This is a genomic window from Micromonospora sp. CPCC 206061, assembly GCF_036906915.1.
Classification (GTDB): Bacteria; Actinomycetota; Actinomycetes; order Mycobacteriales; family Micromonosporaceae; genus Phytohabitans.
In genome coordinates this window covers 1-8,926 of sequence record NZ_JBAKHX010000150.1, presented here as the reverse complement: position 1 = coordinate 8,926, position 8,926 = coordinate 1, and the positions used below count along the sequence as shown (strand labels likewise).

Sequence of the window (8,926 nt, the reverse complement as noted above, 5' to 3'; positions counted from 1 at the left end):
GGGCCTCGATCGGGTCACCCAGCGTGGTGCCGGTGCCATGCGCCTCCACGGCGTCCACCTCGGCGGCGGGCACGCCCGCGTTGAGCAGCGCCTGGCGGATGACACGCTGCTGCGACGGTCCATTGGGGGCGGTGAGGCCGTTGCTGGCCCCGTCCTGGTTGACCGCCGAGCCGCGCACGACGGCGAGGATCGGGTGACCGTTGCGCTGCGCGTCCGACAGCCGTTCCAGCAGCAGCAGGCCGGCGCCCTCGCCCCAGCCCGTGCCGTCGGCGCCCGCCGCGAACGCCTTGCAGCGGCCGTCGGGCGCGAGCCCGCGCTGGCGGCTGAACTCCACGAAGATGCCCGGCGTGGCCATCACCGTCACGCCGCCGGCCAGCGCCAGCGAGCACTCCTGCTGGCGCAGCGCCTGGCAGGCCAGGTGGATGGAGACCAGCGCCGCCGAGCACGCGGTGTCCACGGTGACCGCCGGCCCTTCCAGCCCGAGCGCGTAGCTGACCCGGCCGGACAGGATGCTCGCCAGGTTGCCGGTGCCGAGGTATCCCTCGACGCCTTCCGGGCCACCGAGCAGCCGCTGGAGATAGTCCTGCCCGTTGGTGCCGGCGAACACGCCGGTCTGGCTGCCGCGCAGCGACAGCGGGTCGATGCCGGCCCGTTCCAGCGCCTCCCACGCGGTCTCCAGCAGCAACCGCTGCTGCGGGTCCATGGCGAGCGCCTCGCGCGGGCTGATGCCGAAGAACTCCGCGTCGAACCGGCCGCCGTCATCGAGGAAGCAGCCCGTCCGCACGTACGACTTGCCGGTCCGGTCGGGGTCCGGGTCGTACAGCTCGTCGGCGTCCCACCCCCGGTCCGGCGGGAAGTCCGAGATCGCGTCCCGACCGTCGGCGAGCAGCGCCCACAGGTCTTCCGGCGAGCCGACCCCGGCGGGGAACCGGCAGCTCATCGCGACGATGGCGATCGGCTCCCGAGCCCGACCCTCCACATCGCGCAGTCGCCGGTGCGCCTGGCGCAGGTCGGTCGTCGCGCGCCTGAGGTAGTCGCGCAGCTTCTCTTCGTCGGTCATCATCCGCCTCAAATCCCGAGTTCCTGGTCGAGCACGTCGAAGAGCTCCTGGTCGGACGCGGACGCCAGGTCACCGGCGCCGGCATCGGTGGCGTCGCCGCCGTCGTCGCCGTCCCAGCGCCACAGCAGCGACCGCAGCTGCGCCGCGATGGTGGCCCGCGTCGCGGCGTCCTGCGGCAGCGTGCCGAGCGCCGCCTCTATCCGGGTCAGGTCGGTGAGCACCGCCTGCGCCGGGTCCACAGTGGGCGCCACCTCGCCGCGCAGGTATCCGGCGAGCGCGACCGGTGTCGGATAGTCGAAGACCAGCGTCGCCGGCAGCCGCAGCCCCGTGACCGCGTTCAGCCGGTTGCGCAGCTCCACGGCGGTCAGAGAGTCGAAGCCCAGCTCCTGGAAGGCCCGGTCGGGGGCGACCGCATCGGCTGACGCGTGCCCGAGCACCGCCGCCACCTCGCCCCGGATCAGGTCGGCCAGTACCGTCTCCTGCTCGGCCGCGGCGAGCCCGGACAGGCGTTCGGCGAGGGCGGGGCCGCCCGCGCCGGCCGCGGCCCGCCGGCTCGTGGCCCGGACCAGACCGCGCAGCATCGGCGGCAGGTCACCGGCCACGGCCCGCAGCGCGGGCAGGTCGAGCAGCGTCGGCACCAGTACCGCGCGGTCGACGGCGAGCGCGGCGTCCATGACGGACACTCCCTGCTCGGCCGAGAACGCCATGACGCCGCGGCGGTTCATCCGCGCCCGGCCGGCACCGTCCAGCCGGTCGCCCATGCCGCTCGCCTCCGCCCAAAGGCCCCACGCCAGCGAGCGGGCCGGCAGGCCGCGCGCCCGCCGGTGCTGGGCCAGCCCGTCGAGGTAGGCGTTCGCCGCCGCGTAGTTGGCCGCGCCGGCGCCGCCGAGGGTGCCGCCGGCCGAAGAGAACAGCACGAACGCCGCCAGCTTGTCGTCCTGGGTTAGCTCGTGCAGGTGCCACGCGGCGTCCACCTTGGGCCGCAGGACGGTGTCGACCTGCTCGGGCGTCAGCGACGCGAACAGTCCGTCGTCGGTGACGCCCGCGACGTGGAACACCGCGGTCAGCGGGTGCTCGTCCGGGATGCCGGCGAGCAGGGCGGCGAGCGCGTCGCGATCGGCGGTGTCGCACGCGGCAACCGTCACCTCCGCGCCGAGGCCGGCCAGTTGCGCTTCGAGGGCCGCCACGCCATCGCTGTCCCTGCCGCGGCGGCTCGCCAGCAGCAGCCGCCGCGCGCCGTGCGCCGCCACGAGGTGCCGGGCGACTACGCCGCCGAGCGCGCCGGTCGCGCCGGTCACCAGCACGGTCCCGTCTGGGTCCGCCGCCGGCTGTTGCGCCACGGACGCCGACGCCGGCACCCGTGCCAGACGCGCGGCCAGCCAGCCGCCGGCCCGCGCGGCGAGCTGCGGCTCACCGGTTGCCAGGGCGGCGGGCAGCCCGGGTACCGCATCCGCGTGGTCGAGGTCGACGAGGGTGAACCGGTCCGGGTTCTCGGTCTGCGCCGAGCGGACCAGCCCCCACACCGCCGCGCCGGCCAGGTCGGTGACGTCGCCGTCCGGTGCGGTGGCGACCGCGCCCCGGGTGACGACCGCGATCCGGGTACGGGTGAGCCGTTCGTCGCCGAGCATCGCCTGGGCCTGCCCGAGCACCCGGTACAGGGTGGGTCTCACGTCTGGAATGCCGGGCTCGGTCGCCGCCGCGAACAGGAGCACGACGTCCGGCGACGGGTCCACGGTGGATAGCGCGGCGACGTCCGGATAGCTCTCGGCCCTCAGCGCGCTTGCCAGGTCGAGGGGATCGTCGCCGACGACCGCCCACCGGGTGTCCGTCGCGGTCTTGGCGGCTGTCACCGGTACCCAGTCCACGGTGTACAGCGCCTCGTGGTGGCCGCTCGCGCGGGCGCCGGCGATCTGGTCGGCCGACACCAGGCGCGGCACCATCGACGCCACCGAGAGCACCGGTGCGCCGCCGGCATCGGTGACCGCGAGCGCCACCGCGTCGTCCTCGCCGGGTGTGAGCCGCATCCGCAGTTCATCCGCCCCCGCCGCGTACAGGGTGACGCCGTGCCAGACCAGCGGAAGGTGCACCCGCCGGGGGCCACCGCCGGGCGGCGGACCGGCCGGGGCGTCCATGCCGACGGGCTGCATCGCGGCGTCGAGCAGGGCCGGGTGCAGCCCGAACCTTCCCGCTTCGTTGCTCTCCGGGAGCCCTACCTCGGTGAAGAGCTCGCCGTCGCGCCGCCATGCCGCCCGTAGTCCCTGGAAGACCGGCCCGTACTCGACGCCGAGCGCCGCCAGGTGGTCGTAGAGCGTGCCGATTTCCAGCGGCGTCGCGCCCGGCGGCGGCCACGCTCCCGTGAGGCTCGCCGGCGGGTCGCCCGGATCCGGGGCGAGCGCGCCCGACGCGTACCGGACCCACTCGGTGTCCGGCTCGGCGCCGTCCGGTCGGGAGTGGACGCTCAGGGGACGGCGCCCGCCGTCGCCGGCCGGGCCGACCGTCACCTGGAGCCGGATCGCGCCCTGCTCCGGGATCGCGAGTGGCGTGTGGACGGTCAGCTCCTCGACGCGCTCACAACCGGTGTGCGTGCCCGCCTGCAGCGCCAGCTCCAGGAACGCGGTGCCGGGCAGCAGCACGGTGTCCATGACCGCGTAGTCGGCGAGCCACGGATGGGTCGTGAGGGCGAGCCTCGCCGTGAACACGGTGGTGTCGGCGTCCGCGAGGTCCACCGTCGCGCCGAGCAGCGGGTGCTCCGCCGGGGTGAGGCCGAGGCTGGCGGCGTCACCGGCCGCGGTGGGGCTGTCGAGCCAGAAGCGCTCGTGTTGGAAGGGGTACGTGGGCAGGTCGACCGTGTTGCCGGTGACGACGGTGGTCCAGTCGACGCTGGCGCCATGGGTGTGTGCCTCGGCGAGGGAGGTGAGGAAGCGGGTGTGGCCCTCGCCCCGCCTCAGCGTGCCGATGGCGGTGGCGTCCGCGGCGGATACGAGTACCGGGTGTGGGCTGCACTCCACGAACAGCTCGTGCCCGTCGGCGCGGAGCGCCTGGACAGCCTGGTCGAGCTGGACGGTGTGGCGCAGGTTGCGGTACCAGTAGTCGGCGTCGAGTTCCGTGGTGTCGATGAGGCCGCCCGTGAGGGTGGAGTAGAACGGGACGGTGGCTGGCTGCGGTCGTACGCCGGCGAGAGCGGCCAGGATGCCGTCGCGGATCGCCTCGACGTGCGGGCTGTGCGAGGCGTAGTCGACGGCCACCTTGCGTGCCCGGATGCCGGCGGCCTCGCAGTCGGCGACGAACGCCTCCAGTAGGTCGGCGTCGCCCGCGACGACGGTCGAGGACGGTCCGTTGACGGCGGCGACGTGCAGGCCATCGGGCAGGTCCAGGTCGATGGCTGGACGGGTGACCGATGCCATGCCACCGCCCGGCGGCAGTGCGGTGATGGCCTTGGCGCGCAGAGCCACGACGTTCGCCGCGTCCTGAAGGGACAGTGCTCCGGCGACGTAGGCGGCGGCGATCTCGCCCTGGGAGTGGCCGATGACGGCGTCGGGCCGCACGCCGTGGTGCCGCCACAGGGCCGCGAGCGATGTCATCACCGCGAAGAGGGCGGGTTGGACGATGTCGACCTGGTCCAGCGGGCCCCGCAGTTCCTCGAGCAGGTCGAGGTGCGGCGCCAGCGCGTCGGCGCACAGCCGCATGTGGTCTGCGAACACCGGCGAGGTGTCCATCAGGTCCAGGGCCATACCGGTCCACTGGGAGCCCTGGCCGGGGAAGACGAACACCGTCCGCCCGCCGGTGACGGTGGCCTGTACCAGGTTCGGAGCGGCCTGGCCGGCGGCGAGGGCGCGCAGCCCCGCGCGGGCCTCGTCGTGGTCGCCGGCGATGACGGCGGCGCGGTGGTCGAACCGGGCCCGCCCGGCGGCCAGCGAGTGGGCCAGGTCGGCGAGGTTCTGGTTCGTGACCGCGCCGGCCAACTGCCCGGCCGCGTCGCGCAGGGCCGCCTCGCTCCGGGCGGAGACGAGTAGCGGCACCGGACCGACGGGCGCGGGCAGGGATGCGGCGCCGGCGGCCGGCGGTTCCTCGATGATGAGGTGGGCGTTCGTGCCGCTGATGCCGAACGACGAGACGGCGGCCCGGCGCGGATGGCCGTTGCGCTCCCACGGCTGCGCCGACGTGAGCAGGGACACCGCTCCCGCGGACCAGTCGACGTGCGGCGAGGGCTGGTCGGCGTGCAGCGTCGGCGGGAGTTCGCGGTGCTCCAGGGCCATCACCATCTTGATGACGCCCGCGACGCCGGCCGCCGCCTGGGTGTGCCCGATGTTCGACTTGACCGAGCCGAGCCACAGTGGATGGTCGCGCTCCTGGCCGTACGTGGCGAGCAGCGCCTGGGCCTCGATGGGGTCGCCGAGGGTGGTGCCGGTCCCGTGCGCCTCGACGGCGTCCACATCGGCCGGTGACAGGCCCGCGTTGGCGAGGGCCTGGCGGATGACGCGCTGCTGCGACGGCCCGTTGGGGGCGGTGAGCTGGCTGCTCATGCCGTCCTGGTTGAGTGCCGACCCGCTGACGACCGCCAGCACCGGGTGGCCGTTGCGCTGGGCGTCCGAGAGGCGCTCCAGCAGCACCAGGCCGGCGCCCTCGCCCCAGCCGGTGCCGTCCGCGCCCGCGCCGAACGCCTTGCAGCGCCCGTCGGGCGCCAGTCCACGCTGGCGGCTGAACTCCACGAAGATGTTCGGGGTGGCCATGACCGTCACGCCGCCGGCGAGAGCCAGCCCGCACTCGCCCTGCCGGAGCGCCTGCGCGGCCAGGTGCATTGCCACGAGCGACGACGAGCACGCCGTGTCGACGGTGACGGCCGGTCCTTCGAGGCCGAACGTGTACGCCAATCGGCCGGAGGCCACGCTGCCCGCGCTGCCGGTGCCCAGGTATCCCTCGAAACCGTCCGGCGCCTCCTGGAGACGCCCGGCGTAGTCGTCGTACATCACGCCCGCGAAGACGCCGGTCTGGCTGCCGCGCAGCGACGTGGGGTCGATGCCGGCGCGTTCGAACGCCTCCCACGCGGTCTCCAGCAGGAGCCGCTGCTGCGGGTCGATCGCTAGGGCCTCGCGGGGGCTGATGCCGAAGAAGGCTGGGTCGAAGTGGTCGGCGTCGTGCAGGAAACCGCCTTCGCGGGCGTATGTCTTGCCCGTCCGCGAGGGATCGGGGTCGTACAGGGCGTCGGTGTCCCAGCCGCGCCCGTCCGGGAACGGCGTCACCGCGTCCACGCCACCCGCGACGAGACGCCACAGGTCCTGGGGCGACCGGACACCGCCCGGGTACCGGCACGCCATGCCGACGATCGCGATGGGCTCGTCGGTGCCCGCGCGCGCCGGGGCCACCGCCGCGACGGCCGTGCCGGCACCGGTCAGCGCCGCACGCACGTGCTCGGCGAGCGACTCCGGTGTCGGGTAGTCGAACAGTGCCGTGGCCGGCAGCCGCAGGCCCGTCGCCTCGTTCAGCCGGTTGCGCAGCTCGACCGCCGTCAGCGAGTCGAAGCCCAGTTCCAGGAAGCCCCGGTCGGTCTGGATCCGTTGCGGCGACGCGTGACCGAGCACGGTCGCGACGTGCGCGCGTACCAGGTCGAGCACGGCCCGGCGGGCCTCGTCGCCGGACAGCCCGGCGAGGCGCTGGCCGAACCCACCGGTCCCGCCGCTGCCGACGACGCGGCGCGGGACACGCACGAGGCCGCGCAGCGGCGCCGGAAGCGCGGTGTCGCGAGCGAGTGCGCGCAGCGCGGGCAGGTCCAGCGCCGCGGGTACCAGGGCAGGGGCGCCGGAGGCGAGCGCGGCGTCGAACAGCGCCAGCCCTTCCTCCGCGGACAGTGGACGGAGCCCGCCGCGGGCCAGGCGCGCCTTGTCCGCGCCGGTGAGGTCGCCCGTGAGGCCACCGTCCTGTTCCCACAGTCCCCAGGCGAGTGAGGTGGCTGGGAGTCCGAGTTGGTGGCGGTGGTGTGCGAGGGCGTCGAGGTAGGCGTTGGCGGCGGCGTAGTTGCCTTGTCCGGGTGTGCCGAGGGTGCCTGCTGCGGAGGAGTAGAGGATGAACGCTTTCAGGTCCAGGTCGCGGGTCAGCTCGTGTAGGTGCCGGGCGGTGTCGACTTTGGGGGTGAAGACCGTGTCGATCTGCGACGGGGTCATGGTGTCGGTGACGGCGTCGTCGAGGACGCCGGCGGTGTGGATGACGGCGGTGAGGTCTGGGATGGAGTTGATGAGTTTGGTGAGTGCGTCGCGGTTGCTGGTGTCGCAGGCGACGATGTCGATGCCGGGTCGGGCTAGTTGGTCGGCTCCTGGTGCGTTGGGTCCTTGGCGGGAGGCGAGTACGAGACGGTCGGCTTGGATGTGGTGGGCGAGGATGGTTCCGAGGGTGCCGGTGCCGCCGGTGATGAGGACTGTCCCGTCGAGGGTCGGCTTGTCGCCGCCGTTGTCGGTGACGCGGGTCAGGCGTGGTGCGTGGGCTTGGCCGTCGCGGATGGTCAGCTCTGGTTCGGCGGCGTTGAACGGGATGGTGTCGTAGTCGCGGTCAAGGTCGATGATGGTGATGCGGTCGGGGTGTTCGGTTTGTGCTGAGCGGATGAGGCCGCGGGCTGCTGCTCCGGCGAGGTTGTTGTGGGTGGTGAACACGAGAGGGCCAGGGTGTTCCTGGATCTGGGCCAGGGCGTGTTTGGTGGCCTCGGCCGGGTCGTCGCCGGTCACGTCGACCACGACCGCGTCGGCCGGGAGCGTGTCGTCGGCGGTGACCGGCACCCACTCGACGCGGAACAGGGCGTCGTGCCGGGTGGCCGAGGCGAGCTGGTCGGGGCTGACCGGCCGCACAGCCAGTGCGCCGACCGACGCGACCGGCTGGCCCGACTCGTCACTCAGCTCGACGGCCAGCCCGCCGGCCACCGGCCGGGTGTGTACCCGCACCGCCGTGGCGCCCGCCGCGTGCAGCGCGATGTCGGTCCACGCGAACGGCAGCGCCAGCGCGCCCCCGTCGAGCGCGGCACCGGCCGCCGCGTGCAGCGCCGCGTCGAGCAGCGCCGGGTGGATCCCGTACCCGGTCGCGTCGGCCGCCTCGGCGGGCAGAGCCACCTCCGCGAACGTCTCGTCGCCGCGCCGCCACGCGGCCCGTACCCCGACGAACGCGCCACCGTAGTCGAGCCCGGCAACGGCGAGCCCCTGATACAGCTCGTCCACGTCGATCGGGGTGGCCCGGGTCGGCGGCCACGGCGCCGGCTCGGCCGCGGTGGGCTGGCCGCTGGTGAGCGTGGCGCTGGCGTGCCGTACCCACTCGGCGTCGGGATCGGCGTCGTCCGGGCGCGAGTGAATGGTCAGCGTCCGCTGGCCGGCGCCGTCGTCGGGGGCGGCCAGCAGCCGTAGGTGCGCCCCGCCGCGGTCCGGCAGGATCAGCGGCGCGTGCAGCGTCAGCTCGGCGACCCGGTCGCAGCCCGTGTGCGCCGCCGCCTGTAGCGCCAGCTCGACGAAGGCCGTTCCTGGGACGAGCGCGGTGCCGTGCACGGCATGACCGGCCAGCCACGCCTGGTCGGTGAGCGACAGCCGCCCGCTGAAGAGCGTCCCGCCGTCGGGCAGCTCGGTCGCCGCGCCGAGCAGCGGGTGGCCGGTCGCGGTCAGTCCGGCCGCACCGAGGTCACCGGTCATCGGCGGTGTCGCCAGCCAGTACCGCTCCCGCTGGAACGGGTACGTCGGCAGCTCCACCCGTCGCGGCTCGCCACCGAAAACCGCCTCCCACCGCAGGGGCGTCCCGGCGGCGTGGAGGGTGGCCAGGGCGGCTGCCAGCATCTCGGGCTCGGGTCGTCCACTGCGGAGGGTGGGCGTGAATGTTCCGGTGGTGGTGTCTGCGGCCATG

2 protein-coding genes are annotated in these 8,926 nt (G+C 74.3%); both read right to left on the bottom strand.

The window, feature by feature from the left end; translation table 11 throughout:
- On the bottom strand, positions 1-1,060 hold a 1,060-nt coding region (locus V6V89_RS40415), incomplete at its 3' end, for a beta-ketoacyl synthase N-terminal-like domain-containing protein (RefSeq protein WP_442935316.1).
- 8 nt (positions 1,061-1,068) lie between these two features.
- Positions 1,069-8,859, bottom strand: coding sequence for a type I polyketide synthase (locus V6V89_RS40410; protein WP_334625001.1), 7,791 nt, complete (start codon positions 8,857-8,859; stop codon positions 1,069-1,071).
- Positions 8,860-8,926 lie beyond the last annotated feature (67 nt).